The sequence below is a fragment of the Acidihalobacter aeolianus genome (assembly GCF_001753165.1).
GTDB classification, from domain to species: Bacteria; Pseudomonadota; Gammaproteobacteria; order DSM-5130; family Acidihalobacteraceae; genus Acidihalobacter; species Acidihalobacter aeolianus.
The window spans coordinates 677,186-700,970 of sequence record NZ_CP017448.1; the positions used below are offsets into that span (position 1 = coordinate 677,186).

The 23,785-nt window shown below is 58.7% G+C and carries 20 protein-coding genes, 2 pseudogenes and 1 riboswitch; of the genes and pseudogenes, 15 read left to right on the top strand and 7 right to left on the bottom strand.

Going from position 1 to position 23,785, the window contains the following annotated elements:
* Positions 1-100: 100 nt before the first annotated feature.
* From pap to BJI67_RS03155, 8 genes are all read left to right on the top strand, one after another.
* A complete protein-coding gene (gene pap / locus BJI67_RS03115) occupies positions 101-1,591 on the top strand; it encodes a polyphosphate:AMP phosphotransferase (protein WP_070071787.1) in 1,491 nt (496 codons plus the stop codon).
* Between the two features lie 48 nt (positions 1,592-1,639).
* Positions 1,640-1,747: riboswitch (TPP riboswitch) on the top strand.
* A 51-nt stretch (positions 1,748-1,798) separates the two neighbouring features.
* Entirely contained in the window at positions 1,799-3,688 is a 1,890-nt protein-coding gene (gene thiC / locus BJI67_RS03120) for a phosphomethylpyrimidine synthase ThiC (protein WP_070071788.1), read from the top strand.
* A gap of 162 nt (positions 3,689-3,850) precedes the next feature.
* Positions 3,851-4,141 (top strand): NadS family protein, encoded by a 291-nt coding sequence (nadS, locus tag BJI67_RS03125; RefSeq protein ID WP_070071789.1) that lies wholly within the window; start codon positions 3,851-3,853, stop codon positions 4,139-4,141.
* A 691-nt stretch (positions 4,142-4,832) separates the two neighbouring features.
* Positions 4,833-5,582 (top strand): Hachiman antiphage defense system protein HamA, encoded by a 750-nt coding sequence (locus BJI67_RS03130; RefSeq protein WP_156782005.1) that lies wholly within the window; start codon positions 4,833-4,835, stop codon positions 5,580-5,582.
* Between the two features lie 257 nt (positions 5,583-5,839).
* A complete protein-coding gene (gene tnpC / locus BJI67_RS03135; RefSeq protein WP_070071330.1) occupies positions 5,840-7,270 on the top strand; it encodes an IS66 family transposase in 1,431 nt (476 codons plus the stop codon).
* A 98-nt stretch (positions 7,271-7,368) separates the two neighbouring features.
* Positions 7,369-8,268, top strand: a complete 900-nt coding sequence (locus BJI67_RS03140; protein ID WP_070071791.1) for a DEAD/DEAH box helicase family protein — start codon at positions 7,369-7,371, stop codon at positions 8,266-8,268.
* A gap of 18 nt (positions 8,269-8,286) precedes the next feature.
* Positions 8,287-9,062, top strand: a protein-coding gene (locus BJI67_RS17230) for an IS5 family transposase (RefSeq protein WP_156782006.1) whose coding sequence is annotated in 2 segments (ribosomal slippage) — positions 8,287-8,602 and positions 8,602-9,062 — 777 coding nt in all. Because the reading frame shifts where the segments join, the coding sequence is not laid out codon by codon here.
* A gap of 10 nt (positions 9,063-9,072) precedes the next feature.
* The gene (locus tag BJI67_RS03155; RefSeq protein WP_083250592.1) at positions 9,073-10,011 is read left to right on the top strand and encodes a DEAD/DEAH box helicase; all 939 of its coding nucleotides are present in this window, start codon (positions 9,073-9,075) and stop codon (positions 10,009-10,011) included.
* A 100-nt stretch (positions 10,012-10,111) separates the two neighbouring features.
* Here BJI67_RS03155 and BJI67_RS03160 read toward each other — a convergent pair whose 3' ends face one another.
* Entirely contained in the window at positions 10,112-11,455 is a 1,344-nt protein-coding gene (locus tag BJI67_RS03160) for an IS1380 family transposase (protein WP_070071407.1), read from the bottom strand.
* 398 nt (positions 11,456-11,853) lie between these two features.
* On the opposite strand from BJI67_RS03160, the gene BJI67_RS03165 reads away from it, so the two are divergent.
* On the top strand, positions 11,854-12,846 hold the full coding sequence (locus BJI67_RS03165; RefSeq protein ID WP_156782007.1) for a hypothetical protein: 993 nt from the start codon (positions 11,854-11,856) through the stop codon (positions 12,844-12,846).
* Between the two features lie 281 nt (positions 12,847-13,127).
* On the opposite strand, the gene BJI67_RS03170 is transcribed toward BJI67_RS03165, so the two are convergent.
* The 3 genes from BJI67_RS03170 to BJI67_RS03175 all read right to left on the bottom strand — a co-directional run bounded on the left by BJI67_RS03170 (position 13,128) and on the right by BJI67_RS03175 (position 15,205).
* Positions 13,128-13,895 (bottom strand): carbon-nitrogen hydrolase family protein, encoded by a 768-nt coding sequence (locus tag BJI67_RS03170; protein ID WP_070071796.1) that lies wholly within the window; start codon positions 13,893-13,895, stop codon positions 13,128-13,130.
* 443 nt (positions 13,896-14,338) lie between these two features.
* The gene (locus BJI67_RS18080; protein ID WP_269449611.1) at positions 14,339-14,467 is read right to left on the bottom strand and encodes a hypothetical protein; all 129 of its coding nucleotides are present in this window, start codon (positions 14,465-14,467) and stop codon (positions 14,339-14,341) included.
* A 63-nt stretch (positions 14,468-14,530) separates the two neighbouring features.
* Positions 14,531-15,205: a hypothetical protein gene (locus BJI67_RS03175; protein ID WP_070071797.1), complete on the bottom strand. Its 675-nt coding sequence runs from the start codon at positions 15,203-15,205 to the stop codon at positions 14,531-14,533.
* Positions 15,206-15,912: 707 nt separating this feature from the next.
* Between BJI67_RS03175 and BJI67_RS03180 the strand changes: the two genes are divergently transcribed.
* The 4 genes and pseudogenes from BJI67_RS03180 to BJI67_RS17905 all read left to right on the top strand — a co-directional run bounded on the left by BJI67_RS03180 (position 15,913) and on the right by BJI67_RS17905 (position 18,347).
* Positions 15,913-16,761, top strand: coding sequence for a PAS domain-containing protein (locus BJI67_RS03180; RefSeq protein ID WP_269449612.1), 849 nt, complete (start codon positions 15,913-15,915; stop codon positions 16,759-16,761).
* An 18-nt stretch (positions 16,762-16,779) separates the two neighbouring features.
* Positions 16,780-17,124 (top strand): annotated as a pseudogene (locus BJI67_RS03185) (PAS domain S-box protein); the annotation flags it as partial.
* A gap of 16 nt (positions 17,125-17,140) precedes the next feature.
* Entirely contained in the window at positions 17,141-17,398 is a 258-nt protein-coding gene (locus tag BJI67_RS18085) for a diguanylate cyclase (protein WP_070071800.1), read from the top strand.
* Positions 17,376-18,347: pseudogene (locus BJI67_RS17905) on the top strand (putative bifunctional diguanylate cyclase/phosphodiesterase). Before BJI67_RS18085 ends, BJI67_RS17905 begins: the two are co-directional and overlap by 23 nt.
* A gap of 41 nt (positions 18,348-18,388) precedes the next feature.
* Here the strand turns inward: BJI67_RS17905 and BJI67_RS03205 are convergent.
* The 3 genes from BJI67_RS03205 to BJI67_RS03215 all read right to left on the bottom strand — a co-directional run bounded on the left by BJI67_RS03205 (position 18,389) and on the right by BJI67_RS03215 (position 20,722).
* Entirely contained in the window at positions 18,389-19,621 is a 1,233-nt protein-coding gene (locus BJI67_RS03205; protein WP_070071803.1) for a lipase family protein, read from the bottom strand.
* Positions 19,618-19,839 carry an esterase/lipase family protein gene (locus tag BJI67_RS03210; protein WP_070071804.1) on the bottom strand — a complete coding sequence of 74 codons (222 nt, stop codon included), beginning with the start codon at positions 19,837-19,839 and terminating at the stop codon, positions 19,618-19,620. The genes BJI67_RS03205 and BJI67_RS03210 overlap by 4 nt, the downstream gene beginning before the upstream one ends.
* An 88-nt stretch (positions 19,840-19,927) precedes the next feature.
* A complete protein-coding gene (locus BJI67_RS03215; protein WP_070071805.1) occupies positions 19,928-20,722 on the bottom strand; it encodes a transglutaminase-like domain-containing protein in 795 nt (264 codons plus the stop codon).
* Positions 20,723-20,972: 250 nt separating this feature from the next.
* On the opposite strand from BJI67_RS03215, the gene BJI67_RS03220 reads away from it, so the two are divergent.
* Together BJI67_RS03220 and BJI67_RS03225 are read left to right on the top strand one after the other, a co-directional pair.
* Positions 20,973-21,569 carry a LemA family protein gene (locus BJI67_RS03220; RefSeq protein ID WP_070071806.1) on the top strand — a complete coding sequence of 199 codons (597 nt, stop codon included), beginning with the start codon at positions 20,973-20,975 and terminating at the stop codon, positions 21,567-21,569.
* An 18-nt stretch (positions 21,570-21,587) separates the two neighbouring features.
* Complete coding sequence (locus tag BJI67_RS03225) at positions 21,588-23,531, top strand: M48 family metallopeptidase (protein WP_070071807.1); 1,944 nt, start codon at positions 21,588-21,590, stop codon at positions 23,529-23,531.
* The last annotated feature ends 254 nt before the right edge of the window (positions 23,532-23,785 follow it).

Genomic DNA, 23,785 nt, shown 5'->3' on the forward strand with positions numbered 1-23,785 from the left:
GTGTCTGCAAGGACAACGAAGATTACGGGCAGATGCCGGTGTGGGCAAGCCCGGTGTTAGTCTTGGGGTGACGGGCCAACGCGAGCGGGGTGAGCAAGACATGTTCGAGACAGCCGAACTGGGTCGCAAGGTCGACAAGGAAGCCTTCGCCGAGGCCGTGCCGGAACTGCGGCTGGGCCTGCTGGAGGCGCAGCGTCGCGCGCGCGACGCGAACGTGCCGGTGGTGGTGCTGATCACCGGCGTGGCCGGCGCGGGCAAGGGGCAGGTGGTCAACCGTCTGCTCGAATGGCTGGATTCGCGCGGCGTGCAGGTACAGGCCTATTGGGACGAGACCGACGAGGAGCTGCAGCGTCCGCGCTGGTGGCGCTATTGGCGCACTCTGCCGCCCGCCGGCGCGGTCGGCGTGCTGTTCGGCGGCTGGTACGCGCCGGTGCTGCTCGACCAGATCGCCGGGCGTGCCGACGAGCAGACCCTGGCCGCCGAGATCACGCGCATCGTCGACACCGAGCGCATGCTGGTGCGCGCGGGGGTGTTGGTGCTCAAGTTCTGGTGCCACCTCCCGGAAAAGGAGCAGGCCAAGCGCATCAAGGAGCGCCGCAAGGACCCCGAGAGCCACTGGCGCATGGCCCCCGAGACGGTGCGCTACGCCAATCACTACAAGGATTTCGTGCGCGTCGGGGCGCAGGTGCTGCGCGAAACCGATACCGGCGACGCGCCCTGGTATCTGATCGAGGCCACCGACCCGCGCTACCGCGACCTGACCATCGGCCGGACCCTGCTCAGGGCCATGCAGGCGCGGCTCGACGCGCCGCCGCAGGCGGAGACCCTGCACACCTCGCACGCCCCCGTGCTGCCCGATGCGCCGGAGGCGCGCGTCACCGTGCTCGATCACGTCGACCTGGACCGCCGCCTGGAGCAGGACGAATACCGCGAGGCGATGGAGCACTGGCAGGCCGAGGTGAACCGCCTGACCTGGAAGGCCTTCCGCGCGCGCCGGCCCTGCGTGGCCCTGTTCGAGGGCTGGGACGCGGCGGGCAAGGGCGGCGCCATACGCCGGCTGATCCAGTCGATGGATGCGCGCCTCTACAACGTCGTGCCCATCGCCGCGCCGACCGACGAGGAGCGTGCGCACCATTACCTCTGGCGTTTCTGGCGCCACGTCCCGCGCGACGGCTACTGCACGCTGTTCGACCGCAGCTGGTACGGCCGCGTGCTGGTCGAGCGGGTCGAGGGCTTCGCCACGCCGGTCGAGTGGGCGCGCGCCTATCACGAGATCAACGACTTCGAGGCCCAGCTCGCCGAGCACGGCGTCGTGATCACCAAGTTCTGGCTGCACATCGACAGGGACGAGCAGTTGCAGCGCTTCGAGGCGCGCGAGCAGACGCCCTACAAGCAGCACAAGATCACCGCCGACGACTGGCGCAACCGCGACCGCTGGGACGATTACAGGGCCGCGGTCAACGAGATGGTGGTGCGCACCAGCACCGAGTACGCGCCCTGGGAGATCGTCCCGGCCAACGACAAGCATCTTGCCCGCGTCACCGTGCTGGAGACCTTCGCGCGGCGGCTACAGGCGGTGCTGGACGACTAGCGGCGCCGCTTGCATTGCCCGCGGCTCTTCTATAGTTTCCGTACTGTTACACGAAGCTAGGGGTGTCCGCCGCGCGACGCACGCGTGCCGGGCTGAGACAGACCCTTGGAACCTGAACCGGATAATCCCGGCGGAGGGAAGCTTCGGAGCGCCGCACGCGGTCCTTCCGACTCGCCCGTCCTTCGCCGCACGACGAGGAAGCACACGATGAGCGCGATTCCCCAAGGCTTTGTCGAGAAGACCAGCAAACTTTCCGAAGAAGTCACCCGCCCGTTCCCCAATTCGCGCAAGGTCTACGTGCAGGGCTCGCGCGCGGATCTGCGCGTCGGCCTGCGCGAGGTCGAGCAGACCCCGACGCACACCGACGGCGGCGTCGAGGAGAATCCGCCGATCCCGGTCTACGACACCTCCGGCCCCTACACCGATCCCGATGCGCGCATCGACCTGATGAAGGGCCTCGCGCCGCTGCGCGCGCCCTGGATCGCCGAGCGCGGCGACACCGTGCAGCTCGACGGCCCGACCTCTGAGTTCGGCCGCCGCCGGCAGGACGACGCCGCCCTCGCCAGCCTGCGCTTCGAGCACATCCGCGCCCCGCGCCGCGCCGCGCCCGGCCGCAACGTCACCCAGATGCACTACGCCCGGCAGGGCATCGTCACGCCCGAAATGGAATACGTCGCCCTGCGCGAGAACGTGAAGCTGCAGGCCCTGCGCGCCGACCCGCGCTACGCGAAGCTGCTGCGCCAGCACCCCGGCGAGTCCTTCGGCGCCAGCCTGCCGGACGAGATCACCCCCGAGTTCGTGCGCGACGAGGTCGCCCGCGGCCGCGCCATCATCCCCGCCAACATCAACCACCCCGAGCTGGAGCCGATGATCATCGGGCGCAACTTCCGGGTGAAGGTGAACACCAACATCGGCAACTCCGCCGTCACCTCCTCCATCGAGGAAGAGGTCGAGAAGATGGTGTGGTCCGCGCGCTGGGGCGGCGACACGCTGATGGACCTGTCCACCGGCAAGAACATCCACGAAACCCGCGAGTGGATCCTGCGCAACGCGCCCATGCCCATCGGCACGGTGCCGATCTACCAGGCGCTGGAAAAGGTCGACGGCAAGCCCGAGGCGCTGACCTGGGAGCTGTTCCGCGACACCCTGATCGAGCAGGCCGAGCAGGGCGTGGACTACTTCACCATCCACGCCGGCGTGCGCCTGCAGTACGTCCCGCTCACCGCCGACCGCGTCACCGGCATCGTCTCGCGCGGCGGCTCGATCATGGCGAAGTGGTGCCTGGCGCATCACCAGGAAAACTTCCTCTACACCCACTTCGAAGACATCTGCGAGATCATGAAGGCCTACGACGTGTCCTTCTCGCTGGGCGACGGCCTGCGCCCCGGCTGCCTCGCGGACGCCAATGACCGCGCCCAGTTCGCCGAGCTGGAAACCCTCGGCGAGCTGACCAAGCTCGCCTGGGAGCACGACGTGCAGGTCATGATCGAAGGCCCCGGCCACGTGCCGCTGCAGAAGGTCAAGGAGAACGTCGACAAAGAACTGGCCGACTGCTACGAGGCGCCGTTCTACACCCTCGGCCCGCTGGTCACCGACATCGCCCCCGGCTACGACCACATCACCTCCGGCATCGGCGCCGCCAACATCGGCTGGTACGGCACCGCCATGCTCTGCTACGTCACGCCCAAGGAACACCTCGGCCTGCCCAACAAGCAGGACGTGCGCGACGGCATCATCACCTACAAGATCGCCGCCCACGCCGCCGACGTCGCCAAGGGCTTCCCCGGCGCGCAGCTGCGCGACAACGCCCTCTCCAAGGCCCGCTTCGAGTTCCGCTGGGAAGACCAGTTCAACCTCGGCCTCGACCCCGAAAAGGCCCGCGAATTCCACGACGCCACCCTGCCCAAGCAGGCCCACAAGGTCGCGCACTTCTGCTCCATGTGCGGCCCGAACTTCTGCAGCATGAAAATCACACAAGACGTCCGAGAGTTCGCTGCGAAGCAGGGCTTGAGCGAAGCAGAAGCGCTTCAGAAAGGCATGGAAGAGAAGGCGGTGGAGTTTGTGAAGTCGGGAGCGGAGATTTACAAGGCCGTGTGATTACCTCGCCTCGACCTTGAGATAAGAAGGGGGCATCGCCCCCTTCTTTTTTGTTTGGAAGTACGCCATTGGCGTATATTCCGTGTGTGGAAATTGTTGAGACCAATGTATTCGACAAACAAATCATTGCCTTGGTCGAAGATATAGAAGAGGAATTCGGACGTGGATAAGGCATTGTTTGACGAACTGGCTGAGAGTTTGAAGGAGGCTGGGAAAATCCGCCGCGGAGATCAGGCGCCGTCACGCAGATTTGCGTTCGATGCATTGGACGTAAAGGCCATCCGCGAACGCACAGGTCTTTCGCAGGGACGCTTTGCGCTTCTCATGGGCGTCAGCGTCAGGACGCTGCAGAACTGGGAACAGGGAAGGCAGCAACCCCAAGGGCCGGCGGAGTCGTTGCTGAGGATTGTGAAGAATGACCCACAGGGGGCGATGAAAGCCCTACATGGGTAACGCCATGTCAAAATATCATGCAAGAGTTGGGAAGAACGAAAATAGAGGGATGTGGTCTGCCCCCTGTTTTCCCATCGAGCTCAAGCTAAAGGCTGGTCGTTCTCAAAACATGGTGGATATCGAGAAGCTAGGCCGGATACGGGAGAAACACGGACATGGGAAAGGCTGATTCCGAAAGCCCAAGAGCATAACTATCCAGTGACTTGGGAAGCGCTCAAGGATGCGGAACTCGACGACGCATTACGGGCTACGCCCGCCCAGCGGCTTGCCTGGCTGGAAGCTGCCGTCAGATTGGCGTGGGAAGCGAAGGCGAGGCACGGTGTTGAAATGTAGCGCGAGTGTGCTACGCAAGATTTCGGGACGTCAATCACATCTATGGTTTGTTCCAGTACATCGGATGTGTCTTGCTTAACGCAAAAGACAAGCCTGACCCCATATGCTCGCACATGCATCTGATCAACTGCGGAATCAAATCGGGTCACCTCTTCGAGACTGAAGTCCTAATGATGGGCGGCCAAAAGGGAATTTATCCCCGGGCCGTACTAGTCTGCTTGTAGAAGGCAGTTAAGGAACTTGGATATACATCCGAGGCTCTAATTTGAGAAATGGGGGAAAAGGAAAAGTAAATAGCATGACGTGACCCCGAATTTCTTGCCCATCCTTTGTTGGAGTGATCATGTAAGGAGAGCGCGTGAACCCTGGCTTATTACATTTTATTCGTGCACGGCGTGAACCAATTGAAGGGGATAAGGAGGCTGTAAGACTGGTTTACCGATCCGAGCTCGTTCGCAATGCTACCGGATCTGGGCCAGAACTTGACCAATATGTCGCCGATAGGGCTCCGCTTTTCTATCGCTCAGTTGATTCCATCATGGATGATTTGCGAGCGGGCTATTTTCTGACGGCCGTGAAGGACACGCTTGCTAAGCTACCAACGAGTAAGTCTTTCCAGACATCCCACTTCGGCGAAATTGTGGCTGGAATTTTTGCTGAAGAGGTGCTGGGTCTCCGGAGATTATATAGTAAGTTGTCACTGCTCAGCGCAGAAAATGCAAATCCATACAAAATGGATCTCGTGTTATATGACCCAGACTCGGTTCCCATCAAGTTTATTTTTGGTGAAGTAAAATGCAGTCCTAAAGTTGCTGCTGATGGATTGCCGACTAAGCATGATGCGTCATGCTTTTCAGACCTATTTAACTCAATGAATAAATACCAGTCTTCCGATCGCAACTTCGATCTTGCGGCTGCGCGAGACAATCTTGGGAACATTCCAACCGGCGATCGTGATCGGGTGCGAGATGCTCTCAAACCGTATTCTGGTTCGGAGGTTGGATATGCGGGTTTCGTCATAATTGATACGTCAACTTTTGATCTGGGGGAAGCTCAGGTACTCCGCACTCGCAAGAATAATAAGGAGTTTGAGGTAGATCTGGTGTAACTACTCAGTGAAAATAATTACAAAAAGTACTTGACAGGGTTTTTGGTAGTTTTTTTGAAAATATGGCGGCGCTGTAACGAGTGCGATTATTGGTCTCCGAAAGCGACAGAGGCGTAGTCTTCCTTGCGACATCACGCGAGGCACTGCCCCACCGTCAGTCAATTATTTTACGCCGCCAGATCGCCTTACAAACGAGAAAATTGGCACTTCAAAACCCGTGAGATAATAGCTTCATTACTTCTTTGGAGCAGTCTTGCGTGCGGATCGACGGCGTCGATATCGAGATCACCCTGGCACAGGTCAGGGCGCAACTGGAGCAGGAGAAAGACCTATCTCCGGCACTCCGCGCCAGTATCGAGATGATGCTCATGTTGTTCGTCGTGTTACTCAACCGTCTCGGGCTCAATAGCCGCAACAGCAGTCAGCCGCCGGCATCGGATCCCAATCGGCCACGCAGCCAGCGTGTGCGCTCAAGCCGACCTTCCGGTGGCCAGCCGGGGCACGTGGGCAAGACCTTGCGCCCGGTCGAGCATCCCGATGAGATCGAGGTCCTCAAGATCGATCGTCGTCGCTTGCCGAAAGGCTGCTATACCGAGGCGGGTTTCGAGACTCGCCAGGTTTTTGATATCGACATCAGCCGGATCGTGACCGAGTATCGGGCGCAGATCCTGGAGAATGAATCAGGCCAACGTTTTGTGGCTTCATTCCCGGAAGGGGTGGATAAGAAGGTGCAGTATGGTTCCGGCCTCAAGGCCCATGCCGTCTATCTGTCCCAATATCAGCTCTTGCCCTACAAGCGGATCCAGGATTACTTTGCCGATCAGTTGGGCATCCCTTTGAGCGATGGTTCACTGGTGAACTTCAATCGCGAGGCATTTACCCGCCTGGCGGCCTTTGAGGCGATCAGCAAAACGGCATTGGCCAAAGCCGTGTCCGCTCATGCCGACGAGACCGGGGTCAACATTGATGGCAAACGCCATTGGCTGCATGCTCTGTCCAATGCTGATTGGACGCATTATCAGGTCCACAGTAAGCGAGGCCAGGAGGCGATGGACGCGATCGGGATCCTGCCACGGTTCCGCGGTGTGCTGTGTCATGACCATTGGAAACCCTATTACCGTTATCGGGACTGCACCCATGCCCTGTGCAATGCCCACCACCTGCGCGAACTGGAACGAGCATTCGAGCAGGACGGACAACAATGGGCGGAAGCGATGGGCAAGCTGCTCAGAGAGATTCATCAGGCCGTCGAGAACGCTGGCGGCATCCTGCCGCTGACCGAGGCCAATGCTTACCGGCAGCGCTACCGAGATGTGCTCGAGGCGGGGCAACTGGAATGCCCTGAGCCGGAAAAACCACCCGACAACAAGCCTCGGGGGCGGATCAAGCGGAGCAAGGCCCGCAATCTGCTGGAGCGTCTGATGGCCTATGAAGACGATGTGCTGCGTTTCATGGTGGACGTCAATGTGCCGTTCACGAACAATCAGGCGGAGAACGATATCCGTATGACCAAAGTGCAGCAGAAGATCTCCGGCTGCTTCCGCAGCCTGGAGGGTGCCGCGATGTTTTGCCGCATACGGGGATATCTATCGACCTGCCGAAAGCAGGGGGTCACGGCTTCGGAGGCGTTGCGCCTAGTATTCGATCGCAAGCTACCGGCTTTTGCTCTGGCGATCTCTGAGAATTAGCTGAGTAGTTACGATCTGGTTTGCATGGAGTCCTATTCGGCGGTTGCAGGTAAGACTTACTCGTCGCTTGCTGCATTCGCAGGTGGAGGGGCAAGCTAATGTTTACGTTTGAAGAGCTCACAGAGATCACCCAAAGACCAGAATTCGTCGAAGATATTGGCGACGTGCGTCAAACGCTCGTTAATCACCGCATGCGACAACCAGCGCACCTATCTGCCGGTTCGGCGGACCGCTTGGCTCATTTTGCAGAAGCGGTCCTCACGAGTGCTCCTGCTTGGCAACCTGAGGATCGTGTCGAGCTGTGCCGAACGGCAGCCGAGGTGTCGGAAGTGCTTTCTACGAACTTGCGTCCCGCTAATGCCAAGGCGTTCCGCTTGAGGGCAGCCGTCCTCTATGAATTGGCAGATCTGCCTTCAATTGCTGCATCAATGCTGGATGATTCAGATGTGTCTCCGCGCTTGATTTCATTCTTTAAACGCAGTGAGCAGTTTTCAAAACTGAACGGTTCTGTTCCCCTTCCTCAACTCGACGTGAGTCAGTTGTCTCTTGGTGAGAAAGCGTTACTGGATGATGCTGCCGAGTATCTGGAGGTGGCTCAAAACTCGAACTCTACAACTCTTCAAGATGTTGGTCAGAGGTCATCGGTATCTGCCTTGGCCGCTCAAGTGGGATTGGGTTACGAGTTGGGATTAACTGCTACCGAGCTGCTGGCATTTTCTACACTTCTGCGGTCACGGATGAATCGCTTGGCGATCAGTCGCCTTCCAGCATCGTTGATCCCCTCTCTGCGAAGAATGAGTTTCCCGCTTGAGTTCTTGCCTTCGCAGAATTTTGCTCTTGATCAAGGGCTACTAGATAAAAATATACCTGCCTGGGGTTTTGCTGCGCCTACCGGTACTGGAAAGACGTACATTTCCCGGCTACTGATCTTAGATACTCTAGAGTCATATAGCGACAGGAAAGTCTTGTATATTGTCCCTAGGGCCTGTTCACATTAATTTTGATATAATTGCTGCATGGAAATTACCTTGCAGCAGTACAAAATCATCGAGCCCTTGTTGCCGCTTCCGCGAGGCAATATAAAAATATCCAACCTACAGGTGCTTAACGCGATCCTGTACGTGGCCGAGCATGGCTGCAAGTGGCGTGGCTTACCGGTCCGTTTCGGTCGCTGGCACAGCATCTATATGCGCGCCAATCGCTGGGCCAAACAGGGCGTGCTGGATCGAGTCTTCCTGGCGCTGCAGGAAAACGACGTGATTAATATCCAAGTCGATCATGTCTCGCTCGATTCCACAGCCGTCAAGGTTCATCCAGACGGAACCGGTGCTTTAAAAAAAACGGTCCTCAATCTATCGGCAAATCCCGCGCCGGATGGACAACCAAGATTCATCTGGTCGCCGCCGGAGCCAATCGAGCCGTAGCCTTTCGACTTTCCCCGGGACAGGCCGGAGATGCACCAGAAGGCAGAAAACTGCTCAAAAGCCTGGAGCACTGCGGCTGGGAAGGCACCTCGGTCATCATGGACCGCGCCTATGAGGGTGACGAGACGCGCCAGCTCGCGCTGGATCTGGGTATGACCCCAGTGGTGCCGCCCAAGCGCAATCGGCTCACGCCTTGGGAATACGATCTTGAACTTTACAAGAAGCGCAATGAAGTCGAGCGACTATTCCGAAGACTCAAAGGATTTCGGCGCATCTTCTCACGCTTCGATAAGCTCGATGTCGTCTTCACCTTCTTCATCCACTTCGCTCTCATCGTCGATACACTTATTAGTGTGAACAGGCCCTAGTAAGGCTCTAGTGACTGAGGTGTCGGAGGCTTTACGCGAAAGCTTGTCAAAACTGGGGCGCACTGTGATGGCTCTAAGCGCGCAGCTAGTGGATCTTGAAGATCGTGAGGTTTCAGAGGTAGATGATGCGGACGTAATTGTCTTGACGCCCGAAAAGGCTGATCTCTTGCTGCGAATTGGCGCGGATCTCATTGAGTCTGTTGCGTTGGTTGTCGTGGACGAAGCTCATCACTTGGAGGCTGGGACACGTGGAGCCCTTCTAGAGCTTTATCTATGGCGCCTGAAGTCGCTGTTGGCAAATCGATGCCGATTTGTGTTTTTGTCCGCGGTGGCTCCGAATATCGGCGCAATCTCTAAGTGGATTGATAAGAATGGTGATGCTGCTGTTTACAACAACCGCGCGACACGGATGCGTGTTGGTATCTATAAAACTGTTGGCAGTGGTGCTTCCTCTCGCGGTCAAATTCGATATGCTGATGGCTCAGTGTGCGAACTAGATGTTAAGCCGGAAAAAAGTATTCAAAAGGGAATTTGTCAGTTGGCGGAGTTCCTTCAGAGGGCGGGGCCAGTACTTATCGTCGCAAAAGGAAAGCGCGAGTGTGAGAAAATCGCGAAGGAACTCGAATCTTGGTTGTCCGGACACGACAGCTTGCGTTCTCTAAACAGCGATGAACTTCAGTCGGATACATGTGTCGCTCTCGATGCAAGCCTTGAACGGGAGATGTACGCTGATGTCGAGCTACGTCAATTCATAAAAAGTCGAATTGCCTACCATCATGCGGGGCTGCCGCCGACCGTGCGTATGGGGGTTGAGCGGGCGATTAGAGAACGACATGTTGACTATGTCCTGAATCCGTATTTTCGCATGCAGCCTTCAACATGGTTCGTTAACATTTCGTATCGCCACATGAATAAGCTGCAACGGTTGTGTTTTTTGAATAAAAACTGACATCATTATTGTTGGCAGACGGAAATGATGTCGATTCAACGTATTCTGCGCACACTGATCCTGTAACTACGCCCGTTTGGCCACGCTTATCGGCCTTTCTTTATCCGTAGGCCAGTTTCTGATACACCGTTTCAAAGGCCTGAAGTGCACGGCAACCTTTGCCAAAGCCTATCTTGATGTAGCGCGATGTTCGGATGATGCGTGCGGCAACATACATCAGCTCTTGCATCACTGTCTTGATCCGTCGCCTTTTCGCTTTGTTGCGTTTCGGAGACGTTGGACCCAACAAGCCGTTTTGCCCAATCCAGCGCAGGATATTGTAGGCCAGCACACTGGCTCCCAATACCAACGCATTGGTGGCGAATTTCCCGGAGGGCAAGCGTTCGATATCCATGTCAGTTTTAAATTCGCTGTGGAACTGTTCCGATGTACCATGATCCGCATAAAGCTGAATGATATCGCCTTCACTGATGTCCAGGCTTGTCCACCATCCTTCAAGATCAATCTCGGGAACCAGCAATATCTGCCCCTGTTTATCAAGGGTTCTTTCAGTGAGACGAATGACCTGCCGTACCGAATACTCATCACCTTGCCATTGCCGCGAAACCTGCAGACTGAAAGTGGCTATCCGCTTGCCTTCCCGTGGCTCTTCCCATCGTCCTTTTTGTTCCGCAAGCCCAAGCCAATAGGCTTTATCCTGTTTGCGGGGATTCCATTTGATGAGGAAATCAACAGGGGACTGGGTTTTATGGTCTTCGCTGTGCTCGAGGATGACGTCGATGTTCTCGATGGAATCGTTGCCACCATCGAGCCTGAGCAAAAGGGGCTGCGTTGTGATTTCCCGGGCCTGTCGCAAGGTCTTTGCCAGCAAGGCCGGTGTGTCTTTCTGGCAATGCTGCTTGCCTTCACGAAAGTCAAAGCCGATACAATAGCCTTCCTGGCCGAGGTATACCGCCATGGGGGCAAACCCGTCATGTCCCTTATAGGTTCTCGATACGCCTTCTTTGTGGCTGCCCGAATTATCCATCGGGGTCACATCGGCATCGATCGGAATATGTCCGGTGGGCAAGGGCCGTAGCGTAGGTTGGATATTGCTCAGAAAATCCCGGCTGGCTCTCTCGACGATGGGCAAAAAGTGTTCCGCATGTTTATCCATGCGTTGGCGCAGTGTCGCTTCGCAAGGGATGTCATTGATATCCATCGCGCTCATGAAATAGAATTCACTCTCAATGGTATTGATGGCCTCAAAATCGCTTTTTCCGATACTCAGTAATGCCAGGTAGCTCTTGATGACATCAGAATGCTTGATGCCATGGCGTAACGGGATGCTTGCATCCAGCTGGCTACTCAGCTTCGTGTGGCGTTTTATGGCCTGACCGATCAGTGCCAGGCCACTGTGGCTGATGATATCTGCATCTGATTGTTCAATTTTTAAGCGCTTCATTTTTTCACTGACTGAGTGACCTTTTCGAGAGCATCTATTTTAGCAATATAGCCTATAAATTACGGTATTTATCACATCATAATGGCCTGCTAAGTTACGGATTCAGGTATGTTATAGCTACGACGACGCTCGCAGAGGGCGTTAATTTCCCATTTTCATCTGTAATCGTTCAGTCGTTAGCACTTAGAGAGCCTCCCGAAGCTGGTCGCTCATCACGTTACTCGCCTATTACGCCGAGAACATTTTGGAACATAGCAGGACGAGCTGGTCGGCCCGGCTATGATCCGGAAGGCCAAGTAATACTATTTGAGCCATCGCTGGGACTCGATAAGATTGGTCAGGCGGTTGAGCCTTATCTTAATCCACAATTAACATCGCTCGAACCGGTAACCAGTGCTTTGGCGTCCGCGCTCAATACGATTCGCGACGAGTTGTCACGACAGGACTATTCTATTGACGATGTCGAAGAAATTCGCTTGCCAGCTGCGATGTCGCGCCGTGCAAGAGGAGCTATTAACCTACTCCGTGTTGGGCTAATGCATGCGCAGGCGGAGCAGCTTATTCAGTCACCGGAAGAAATAATTGAAAGCTCTTTTGCTGGAAGTTTTCTCGATGCGGACTCGCTCGAGATGGCGAGAGGGCTTATGCGATCACAGCAGAGAGTTATTGATATATATCTTGCGGATGGTGATGCATCAGATTTGCGCCGTTTGGCAGAATTGGGCTTGTCACTCGAAACGCTTTCCGAGCTTCGTGACTACGTGGCTGGCATGGAGGACTGGCAGATCGTGAATTGTGAGAAGCTTTTCTATGGTGGCGCCGTAAATTTGGATCAAGCGCAATTCATAGTGGGGCCGGTAGCAAAGCGGATGGCAGAGTTGGAGGGAAAGTCGCTGGGGGGCTTCTTGAGCGACGTTATTATACGTTGGTTGGCAGGAGTAACATTTACTGCTATTCGCACGGAGAGTTCATTCTCGCAGAGGCTGGAGGATTTGGTGGCGGTTATATACTCTCAGGTTCAATTTCTCTTGCCATGGGGATTGTGGGCAACAGATTGGCTGCTAGAGGAGGAGGCCCGAAATCGCGGTATTAACTATGATGGTCAGGTTAAGAAACTCGCATATCTAGCCGACGCCGGTGTCCCGAATTTCGACGCATTATCTCTTCATCACATGCGGTTTGAGAGAGTCGACGCGACACGACTAAGCAAAGCTTATCGTCAAGCCGGGGGTTTAGAGACCGGTCACGATTGTATTGGCTGGGTGTTGAGTCGGTCTAAGTCGTCACTTGAGACCATTATTCGAGGTCCCGACCGTAGACGTGTCGAGCATCGATTTTTTGAGCGACTAGACAGTATTCGAGGCTCGAGACCACCAGAGAGTATGTCGTAACAAACAGCGTACTACCTTCTGTTTCTAGGCATCATCTAGGGTCAGATGGCTACTTGGATTTCAAGTCTTCGCATGGGAATTCCAGCCTGAAAGGCCCGCCTTAGGAATTACGAATTACGGTGATACCTTACTATATTTGCACTAATTGTCTCCTCTCGTTTGCAAGCCTCGCTTGTTGTATCGCCACGCATTGTGACCCGGTTCTCTGATTTGAGCCGGCAGTTTGCGAAGGCATGAACCGAACGAAACTGAAGGGTGGACGCCAACCTTTGGCTGTAGGCTCATATCCGAATGCTGGGCAATTCATGCAGATAATCGACGGCATCAGAAACACGACCATCGTCAATCGTTTCCGATAGGAGTTCCGTCCTGCGTCCGGCTACCGCGATTGGCCCTCTAGGACCAGCGATACAGCTCAAGCCGACAAAACTCAGATCGCCTTCTTCCCCGACCCTGTTCGCATAGACGACATGAATGCCGTTTTCGATGGCTCGCGTGGGAATCATCAGCTTGGGTACATTGTCGTACGGCGCCATCAGCGCGGTGGGCACGAGAACGATCTCGGCATGTTGCAATGCGGTCTCGCGGAGCAGTTCGGGGAACTCGATATCGAAGCAGATCAGGATGCTAAAGCGAATGCCCTTGTAGTCGAACAATACGGGGCCATTCCCGCGTTTGAAGATGCTTTTCTCCCAATCGCCGTATAGGGCGCGCTTGCGGTAAGTGATCGGACGGGATGCACCGGGCGCGAAAAAATGCGCCGCGTTGAAGATGCCTTCGGGCGTCTTCTCATACGACCCGACGACGAGCGCGACGCCCGTCCTCCGCGCCACCTCCGCGATGGCCCCCAATACCTCATCCGTCACCTCGCGGGCAACCGTGCGCACCCTCTCCGGCGCCTGGTAATAACCGGTCAGGAAGCATTCGGGGAAAACCAGCACTTCCACGTTCTTCTCGCGGGCCTGTTCCGCCGCCGTGCCGATGATCGCGAGATTCCGCTCGACCGAGCCGGTGATTCCGTTGTCCTGCCAGATGCCGACGGTGATCATTTTTACGCCTATCAGTTGTTCACGCGTTCCGTGCCCGGCAATCGTGGAGGATCGCCGAACATCGTTATTCGGGATGAGGTCTAGCTTTGAAACATTGTGTCAACGAGATGCGGATGTCAGGGATTTGCGATCCGATAATGTCCCTCACCTGCATAACGTACCGGCTCAATCGCCGTTATTGAACATCTGCGCACGGTTTCGGGCGCGAATCAGCTTCCTTGGCTTTGAACTGATTCAGGGATGCGCCGAGCAACGGGGTTCGCACGCCCGCACGAAAACAAATTTAGAAATACGATGCTCAGGCGTGTGAAACCATGCGGCCATTTTGGTATCGCCTGACCAGTAGCCGTCTAACAACGTTGGTAGCGATTAGCACGCAATCCCCGAAGGTGTGATGTGTAGCGACGTGCCAAACAAATAAACGCACACAAGCAGCGCGTCACTCACTCCTCGTCAGACTCATCCCGCCTATTCTCCGACTGGGCAAGCAGTCTGGGCACGACATACAGCAGCACGATGGCCCCGACGATGACGATGCCAAGCAGTATCAGAAAGCCGTAAGCGTCGTTCATTGATCCTCCCGGTCTCCGCCGATGATAGCTCTGTCATCGGCGGCGGGAAAAGACGCTGCGGCGTCAGATAGTCGTCTGCAGTAGATTGCCCACACTCGACGTGTTACTGCCCGGCAGCTCGCTGGAAAACGCCTGCAGAAAGCCCGTCAGGTTGGCGCTGCTGGAACTGCCACCCATGGCGCTGACAAGGTTCTGGAAATTCTGTTGCAGCGTGGTCAACGTGCTCGACGTCTGGGGGTTCGTGCTTGATGAAGTCGTGCTTGAGGTGTTTCCGGAGAGCTGCTGAATCAGGTTCTGCAGGGCGGCCTGCATGTGATGGCCACGGTGATGATGCTCCATGCCCTGCATGCCAGTGGCGCCGACCGTCTGAGCGGACGGGTTGCCCGGGTTTTGCCCAGGTGTTCCATTTTGCGCCTGCAATGCAGCCATGAGGCTTTGCAGGAAGCTGGCCAGCGCTTGTTGTACCGTTGATGAGGAAGTGGTGCCGGATACGCTGGAAGCGTTAGTGGTGGTCAGTCCGTTGCTGCCGGAGGTGCTGGTGGTGCCGATGGTCTGGCCGACGCCGATCTGCGACAGGGCTTGAAGGACCGAATCGACCAGGCCGCCTCCGGGAGGGGGTGGGGTCTGTCCGCCGATGGCGAGACCGGACTGGGCCAGGCCGTTGGTCGTGGACGAGGTGTTGAGCAGGTTGAGTTGAGCGAACAGGTTGCTCGCTCCGGGGGTGCTGTTGATGGTCATGGGTCGTTCCTCGGATGGACATGAGTCCCGGCTGAATGGGAACCGCGGTACTGCATGAGCAAGGAGGATGCCAGCACATGAATGGGCGGAAAGGCGGGAGAATGCGCCCTCGGATTCGTCGTTACTGACTGCAGACGGCGCGAATCCGCGTGTTCGGACGTTAGCGGTGGGCTTGGGTGATGGCCTATGCGGCGTGGTATCGCTGGCAGGTCGGCATGGGATTGCCAGGCCTGGCAAGCGCTTGCCAGGCTTGTTCGCCGCGTTTGCCGCATGTGCCGGCCCGAGACCACGCCGCCTGGCCTGCCCTGGAGCGGCGAATCGTGAGAGTCTTCATGCGCCCTGAGAGGTTGGGTGGCCGCGTGTCCAGACGGCCGCATTACCTGGGGGCACACTGACTATCCATCAGCTATGCCTAATGGAAACCGTTGGCTATTCTTCTAAAAGCGGATTCGAGTGGTCTGCAAGTGCGCGTTGGCGAAATACGGCTTTGATGCGGCCTCTGGCGGTCGCCGTATTCGGTCGACACTTTCAAGGTGTGTGGAAATGTCCGTGTCTACGCGGGCGGTTGCGCAAGTTCATATGAAAAGGGGGGCGGACAGGGATCGATAGGCGCGCATTGCCGGGAAGACCGGCGGCCAACCTTGTGTGGCCTCCATGCGCCTGATCCGTGTCCTGAAAGTAAAACATGGGTAAGGACCAATCAGACGGTGTCGTCCGAGCGGTTGACGAAGACCCTGGATAACCTGCTCGAAGGATGCATGCTCATCGGATTCGACTGGACATATCTGTATGTCAACGAAGCCGCCGCGCGGCATGGGCTGCAGGATCGCGACAAGTTGCTCGGCCGGGCGATGCTTGAAATGTACCCGGGCGTCGAGCAATCGGACGTATTCCGACACTACCGCTTGGCCATGGAAGACCGCATTCCCCAACATTTCGAAACCTCATTCACATTCGCAGACGGTACGGTGAATTGGTACGAGCTGGCCGTCGAGCCAGTGCCGGAAGGGGTTTTTATCCTGAGTCTGGATATCACCCAGCGCAAGCAATCCGAGGAGGCACTGGAGACTGCGCGGGAATTCGCGGAAAACCTGATTGAAGCCATGTTGGATGGTTTTTCGGTGCTGGACAAGGATGGGCGATCGGTGAATCCCAACCCGGCGTTATGCCTCATGACGGGATTTTCACGCGGGGAGCCGATCGACCGTTATCCGCCGTTTCCCTACTGGCCGCCGGAGGAAGACGAACCTATTCGGGCCGCCTTCGAGAAAACCATGAAAGGAGAAGTCGGACACTTTGAATTGACCTACATGCGCAAGAACGGAGAGCGTTTTCCCGTTGTGGTTAGCCCTTCGGTCATGCGCGATCAGCACGGCAATATCCTGAATTACATCGCTACTGTGAAGGACATGAGCCGCGAACATGAGGCGCTGGATGCCTTGGAGCGTAGTGAATCATGGCTGCGCAGCATTTACGAGAATACGAATACCGGAATTGCTTCCACTGACAGTTCCGGCCGAGTGAGCGGATTTAACGAGGCGTTTCGCAGCATGTAGGATTTCGATGCGCAATCTCTCATGAAAATGAATTTTGCCGATTTTACCCATCCTGATGATCTGGAGATTGAGCAGGTTTTTTTCGATGAAATGCTCGCCAATAAACGCAACAGTTATCAGATCACGAAACGGTATGTCCATCGGGATGGACATACGATCTGGGTGGATCTGTCGGCAGGCGCCATTCGCGACGACGCTGGCAACGTCACTTCGTGCGTGGCGGTGATACAGGACATCACCGACCGCAAGTCCGCCGAAGAAGAAATTACACAGCTCGCCTTTTACGATGCGCTGACACAATTGCCGAATAGGCGATTGCTGCAGGATCGACTCAAGCAGGCCTTGGCGACGAGCACCCCGTAATGGGCATTCGGGAGGGTTGCTATTTATCGATCTCGATAATTTCAAGAGTCTCAACGATACGTTGGGACACGATCACGGTGATCTGTTGCTCAAGGAAAGCGCACGCCGACCGGAGGCTAGCGTGCGCGAGGGCGACACGGTGGCGCGGCTGGGCGGCGACGAGTTCGTGGTCATGCTCAATGAATTGGGTGAGAGTGATCTGGATGCGGCCAGGCAGACGGAGCTCATCGGGATGAAAAGTTCTGACCCGGCTGGGGCAATCCTGTCAGCTTGATTCATATGTATACGAGGGAACAGCCAGCATCAGCGCCACGCTATTTTCCGGACATCAGTGCACTGCTGAGGAGCTGATGAAACAAGCGGATATAGCCATGTATCAGGCCAAACAGGCAGGGCGCAACACACCCAGGTTTTTCGATGCGGTCATGCAGGAAAGTATTGCCGCCCGAGTTGAACTGGAAGGTGAATTACGCAAGGCGATTGCGCAACGAAATTTCGAGTTGTTTTCCCAGGTAGAAGTTGATGACGCTTATCAGTCGGTCGGTGCCGCGGCGCTATTGCGCTGGCGTCATGCTGAGCGTGGTCTCGTGCAACCGCATCATTTTATCCCGCTTGCGGAAGAGACGGGCTTGGTTTTACCGATCGGAGAATGAGTTCTTGAGACGGCCTGTGCACAGCTCAAGGTTTGGGAGGGAGCGCCGCTGACCCGTGACCTTATGCTGGCAGTCAATGTCAGCCCCAGGCAGTTCCGCAAGGAGGATTTCGCGGGACAGATACAAGCGCTTGTGAGGCGTCACCAGATAAATCCCTCGCGCCTTAAGCTGGAATTGACTGAGGGTGCCCTTCTGGAAAATGTCGAAGACACGATCGAGACGATGAACGCGCTCAATGTTATCGGCGTGCGGCTTTCCCTGGATGATTTCGGAACGGGATATTCTTCTCTGCAATATCTCAAACGGTTGCCCTTGCACCAGCTCAAAATCGACAAATCCTTTGTGCATGATATTGGCGCTGACCCGAGCGATAAGGCGATCGTGCAGACCATCATTGCCATGGCGCAGTCACTGAATCTCGACGTCATTGCCGAAGGGGTGGAAACCGACGAGCAGCGCCGATTGTTATTGGACCGCGGTTGCAGGTACTTCCATGGGTATTTTTTCGGTCGCTCCATCCCCGCGGACGATTTTGAATCGTTGCTCAATCAGTTGCAGTCACGAGATTGATAGGTTGGGCAATGGTCGATTTTGTTTAACGACGGGTCTGTTCAGCCTTTTTTCATGCGAAACACCTTGTCGGCAGGCGTGCGGGGGATGATGAGAGTGGCGAAATGGGTGGTGTTGGGCTGCAGCCAGTTGATGCGCCGCTCGGCGGCGGTGCCGGATTTTTTCTCGTCCTCGAAGTGCAGCGGCACGATGCCCTTGGCCCCGGTCCTGTAGTTGCCGAAATAGCTGACGTTGCCGCCCGGCGGTGCGGCGGAGAGGCTCATGAACAGCGCGTGGGCGACCTTACCGCGGATGGCGTCGTAATAGTGGCCGACGAGGTCGGTGTGGTCGACGTACAGGCAGCGGTAGGCGCTATTGCGCTGGTTGACGTGCACGTCTTCGAGCACCTCGGTATGGAAATAGAGGCTGGAGCTGTCGCCGCGCTCCTCCTCGGGGCCCGAGAACTCGAGGAAATAGTCACCGACGTCGGCGCCGTGGTCGTCGATCACGCGCACGTTCACCTGCAGATACTGGTGGAACCACTTGGGGTCGCTACCCTTGCCGAGCAGTTCGTCGCGCGCGGCTTCGCTGGACGCCAGCGCGGCGGTTTCAGCGGTGATGGCCGCCCAGTCGTCGGCGAGGGCGGCGTAGTCGTCTGCGCCGGCGCAGTCGAGCGCCTGCAGGATCAACTCGCCGAGGCGTTTTTCGTAGGTGTCGGGCGACTTGATGTCGTTCCTGTCGGGATCGACGATGGAGCCGTGGGTGCGGTCCGGCAGCACGGCCAACGGGATCTGCGCCTTGTGGCGCGTCTTCCAGGGCGCGAACGTGGGCTGGGTCTCGTCGGCGGCGAAATCGATGGTGACGCCGCGGGCATTGAGGTTGGCGGCGCAGGCGCGCACGGTGCCGTCGGCACCGTCCTCGTTGACGATCTGACGCAGCAGGCTGGCGTAGGGGTGCGTGCCGACGATGACGAAGGCCTGGATGCCGTCGCCGGCGTAGATGGTCGGGGCCGAGGCGCGGCCGTTCGGCACGAACAGGTCTTGCTCCGCGAGCCGCCACTGGTAGGGGGAGGCCAGTTCCAGTGCGTTGAGCATCTCGGTGCCGGTGTGGAACCAGTTGTCCCAGCCCTTGACGAGGCGTCCGACCATGCTCTTGCCGAAGCTGGCGAGCCGCGAGCCGAAATTGGCCGGCGCCAGCATGATCAGGCGCCTGGCCGGGCAGCGGGCGACGTCGTCGCCGTAATAGCCGCTGATCCACTCGCGGGCGACCAGTCCGCCGGTGCTGTGCACGATCATGTCGAAGGGGTGACGAGTTCGCCGCCGGCGAGCTTTTCGCGCACCACGGCCTCCAACCGCTTGGCGACGTCGACGATGCGTACGTCGTCGTCGAGCGAAATGTAGTCGCCCAGCCACAGCGTGACGGCCTGATAGCCGTGCGCGCGCAGGAACTCGACGAGCGGGCGGAAGGAGCGCGAGGTGTCGCTCCAGCCGTGGACGATCAGGACTTGACGCATGCGGGTCGCCTCCGCGTGGCTTCTGAAAACGCTACGGAAGGAGTGTAGTCGGCCGCCGGTTGTACAGGGATTTCTGGGGTTTCTCGCGCTAGTCTTGTCTGGGGTCCAGGTGCACCTCGACCATTTGCTGGATCGGGAAGACGGGGGGGGCGAACTGGGTGTAGACCGCCACATCCGCCGCATCGCGACCGTAGCCGATGGCGACGTAGCCGCCGCGGAGTTCGGCCTGGGTCGGGTCGAAGGTGTACCAGCGCCCGCCGACGTAGGCTTCGAACCAGGCGTGCAGATCCATCGGTTCCAGGTCGGCCAGATATCCCACCACCATGCGTGCGGGGATGCTGATGGCGCGGCACAGTGCGATGCCGAGATGGGCAAGATCGCGGCATACACCGTATTGCCGGGCATTGACCTCGACCGCGGACAGAGGCACCTCGCTGCTGCCCGGCAAGTACTGGATCGAGGCCCGGAGCCAGGCCTCGATGGCGGCCACCTGATCGTAGCCAGGGGTGAGCCCGGTGACCAGTTCGGTGGCCATGACGCCGAAACGGTCCGCTTCGCAGTAGCGGCTGGGCAGCAGGTAGATGAGTACCCCGTCGGGCAGGTACTGGATTTCGATGAAGGGGGCGCCAGGTTCGCGATCGAGGTGGTCGGCGGTCCTGATCTCGGCCGCAGTGTGGATCGCGAAGGCGCCCGCCGGAGCGACGAGCCGCTGGCACAGATTGCCGTAGTCGTCGGTGAATTCGAAGACGGGCACGTTGGGTGTCAGCCGGTATTCCTCGCGCGCGATCCACTGCTGTCCGCCGCTGCGAGGACGCAGCATCAGCACGAAGGGCGTCGGGACGGTGATGTCGAAGGCCAGATCAAAGCGCGTGTGCAGCCACATGGCGGGGTCCGGGGGCAGGGAGTGGTGCAGTGAAACATCAGACATGCGGCTGGCGCAACGTCGCGCGAACCCGCGCCGCATACGGCGCCGGCTAATGCCGCTCCAGTCAAGGGCTTATACTCCTGTCATTCAACTAATGAACGTCTGTCGTTTCACCGCTGTGTAGACCGGCTGGGCTCGCCGGTTTTCAGCCGGACATGATGATTCAACCAAACGACGATGCGGGGCTCGGGCAAACAAGGGGGAACAGATGGCCATTTCGACGATCGTGGTGCTGGTGCTGATCGGGGCGTGCGTGTTCTACGTCATCGCCATCTTCAATCAGCTGGTCGCGCTGAAGAACCGCTACATCAACGCCTTCGCGCAGATCGAGGTGCAGCTCAAGCGCCGTTACGATCTGATCCCCAATCTGGTGGAGACCGCCAAGGCCTATCTCAAGCACGAGCGCGAGACGCTGGAGGCGGTCATCTCGGCGCGCAACGCGGCGGCGGCGGGCCTCGCGGCGGCGCACGCGGCGCCCGGAGACGCGGCGGCGATGAGCCAGCTCGGCAACGCCGAGGGGCAGCTCGGCAGCGCGCTCGGCCGGCTCAACGTGGTGATGGAGGCCTACCCGGACCTCAAGGCCAGTCAGAACATGATGCAGCTCACCGAGGAGCTGACCAGCACCGAGAATAAGGTCGCCTTCGCGCGGCAGGCGTTCAACGATCAGGTGATGGCCTACAACACCTACCGCCAGTCCTTCCCGCAGAACATACTGGCGACGACCTTCGGCCACCCCCGCGATGCGGCCTTGCTCGAATTCGACGACAGCGAACAGATCCAGCAGGCGCCGAAGGTCAGCTTCTGATCGCAGGCCCGTCGCGGGATGGATTTCTTCCAGGCTCAGGACGACGCCCGGCGCAGCACGCTCTGGCTGGTGCTGCTGTTCGCGCTGGCGGTGCTGGGGCTGATCCTGCTCACCAACCTCTTCGTGCTCGCCTTCGTGCTCTATGCCCACGGCGACGTGGGGCTGCTCAACCTCAAGGACGTGCTGCGCCATTACGGCTCGGGCGCCTCGGTGCTGGTGGGGCTGGGCGTGGCGGGGCTGGTCGGGCTCGGCAGCCTGTTTCGCATGGTCCAGCTCGCCGCCGGCGGCGCCGTGGTGGCCGAGTCGCTGGGCGGGCGGGTGCTGCCGGGCGACAGCGAAGGCCTCGACGAGCGCAAGGTGCTCAACGTGGTGGAGGAAATGGCCATCGCCTCGGGCATGCCGGTGCCGACCGTCTACCTGCTGGACGACGGCGCCATCAACGCCTTCGCCGCCGGCTGGACGCCGAGCGACGCGGTGATCGGCATCACCCGCGGCGCGATCCGGCAGCTCGACCGCGACGAGCTGCAGGGCGTCGTGGCGCACGAGTTCAGCCATATCCTCAACGGCGACATGCGCCTCAACATCCGTCTGGTCGGGGTGCTCGCCGGCATCCTGCTGATCGGCGAGATCGGCCAGTTCATCCTGCGCACCCTGCGGCGCGCACCGCTTGCGGGCGGACGCAGAAAGGGCGCCGCGATCCCCGCGCTGTTCGTGCTCGGCCTGGGGCTGTGGGTGATCGGCTACGCCGGCACCTTCTTCGGCACCTGGATCAAGGCGCTGGTCAGCCGCCAGCGCGAATTCCTGGCGGATGCCTCGGCAGTGCAGTTCACGCGCAACCGCGCCGGCATCTCCGGGGCGCTGAAGAAGATCGGCGGTTCGATGGCCGGCTCGCTGCTGTCGAGTCCCATGGCGCCGCAGTTCAGCCATGCCTATTTCGCGCGCGGGGTGTCCGGCGGGCTGCAGTCGCTGTTCGCCAGCCATCCGCCGCTGGAGGACCGCATCCGGCGCATCCTGCCGCGTTGGGACGGTCGCTTCATCGCGCCGCCACCCCCGCCGCCCGTGCCCGAGGAGTCGGAAAGCGCCGCAGGGAAACAGGCACGGGAGCGCGGTCGCCGCCGCGCGGTGCTGACCGGGGTGCTGGCGGGCACGCTGGGCGATCTGGTGGCGCAGACCGGTCAGCCGGACGCCGCACAGCAGGCCTATGCGCACGATCTCATCGCCGGCCTGCCGCCGCAGTTGCGCGAGGCGAGCGGCAATCCGCAGACGGCGCGCGCCGTGGTCTACGCCCTGCTGCTGGACGGCGACGCCGACGTGCTGGCCAGGCAGTGGCAGACGCTCGACGGCAAGGCGGGCGACGGCGTGGCCGATCTGACGCGCCGATACCTGCCCGCGGCGGCAGGCCTCGAACGGGCACAGCGACTGCCGCTGGTCGAGCTGAGTCTGCCATCGCTGCGCGGCCTGTCGCCGCAACAGTACGCACGCTTCCGCGGCGTGCTGAACGAACTCATGGCGGCGGACGGGCGCATCAGCCTGTGGGAATGGGTCGTGCGCCATCTGGTGCTGCGCGGGCTGGACCTGCACTTCGCGCTGCGCAAGCCGGCGCGGCAGACCTATTACGTGCTCGGTTCGGCCAAGGCCGCCTGCGAGACCGTGCTTTCGTTGATCGCGCTGGCCGAGCACGCCGACCCGTCAGAGGCGCAGCGGGCCTTCGCGGCGGGGCGGCACGCCGTCGGCGCCGGTGCGCTGCGCTTCGTGCCTCGCGACGAGCTGGATCTGAATCGACTCGACGGGGCGATGGACGAGCTCGAAAAGCTCAAGCCACCACTCAAGCGCCGTTTTCTCGATGCCTGCGCGGCCTGCATCGCCATGGACGGCGACGTCACCGTGGGCGGTGCCGAGCTGCTGCGCACCGTGGCCGCGGCGCTGGACTGCCCCATGCCGCCGCCTTTGCCGCTTGCATAAGGATCATGGCAATTTTTCACCATCCGAAGGTGGCATCGCACTTGTGTCTATGCGTACTATCTGACGCTAGGTATCGCAGGCGCTGAGACGGGGTAGCGACGCCAGGTCAGGGAAACACAGAGGGTCCGATGCGCGGGCCTTGGATATCCAAGTTATTGGGATAAATTGCCAGTGAGCCCCTATGGGCAATACCGCTTTCGATAGAGGGCATGTTTTCGAGTGGTATTTTTTCAATATTCATTGCTATTTCAATA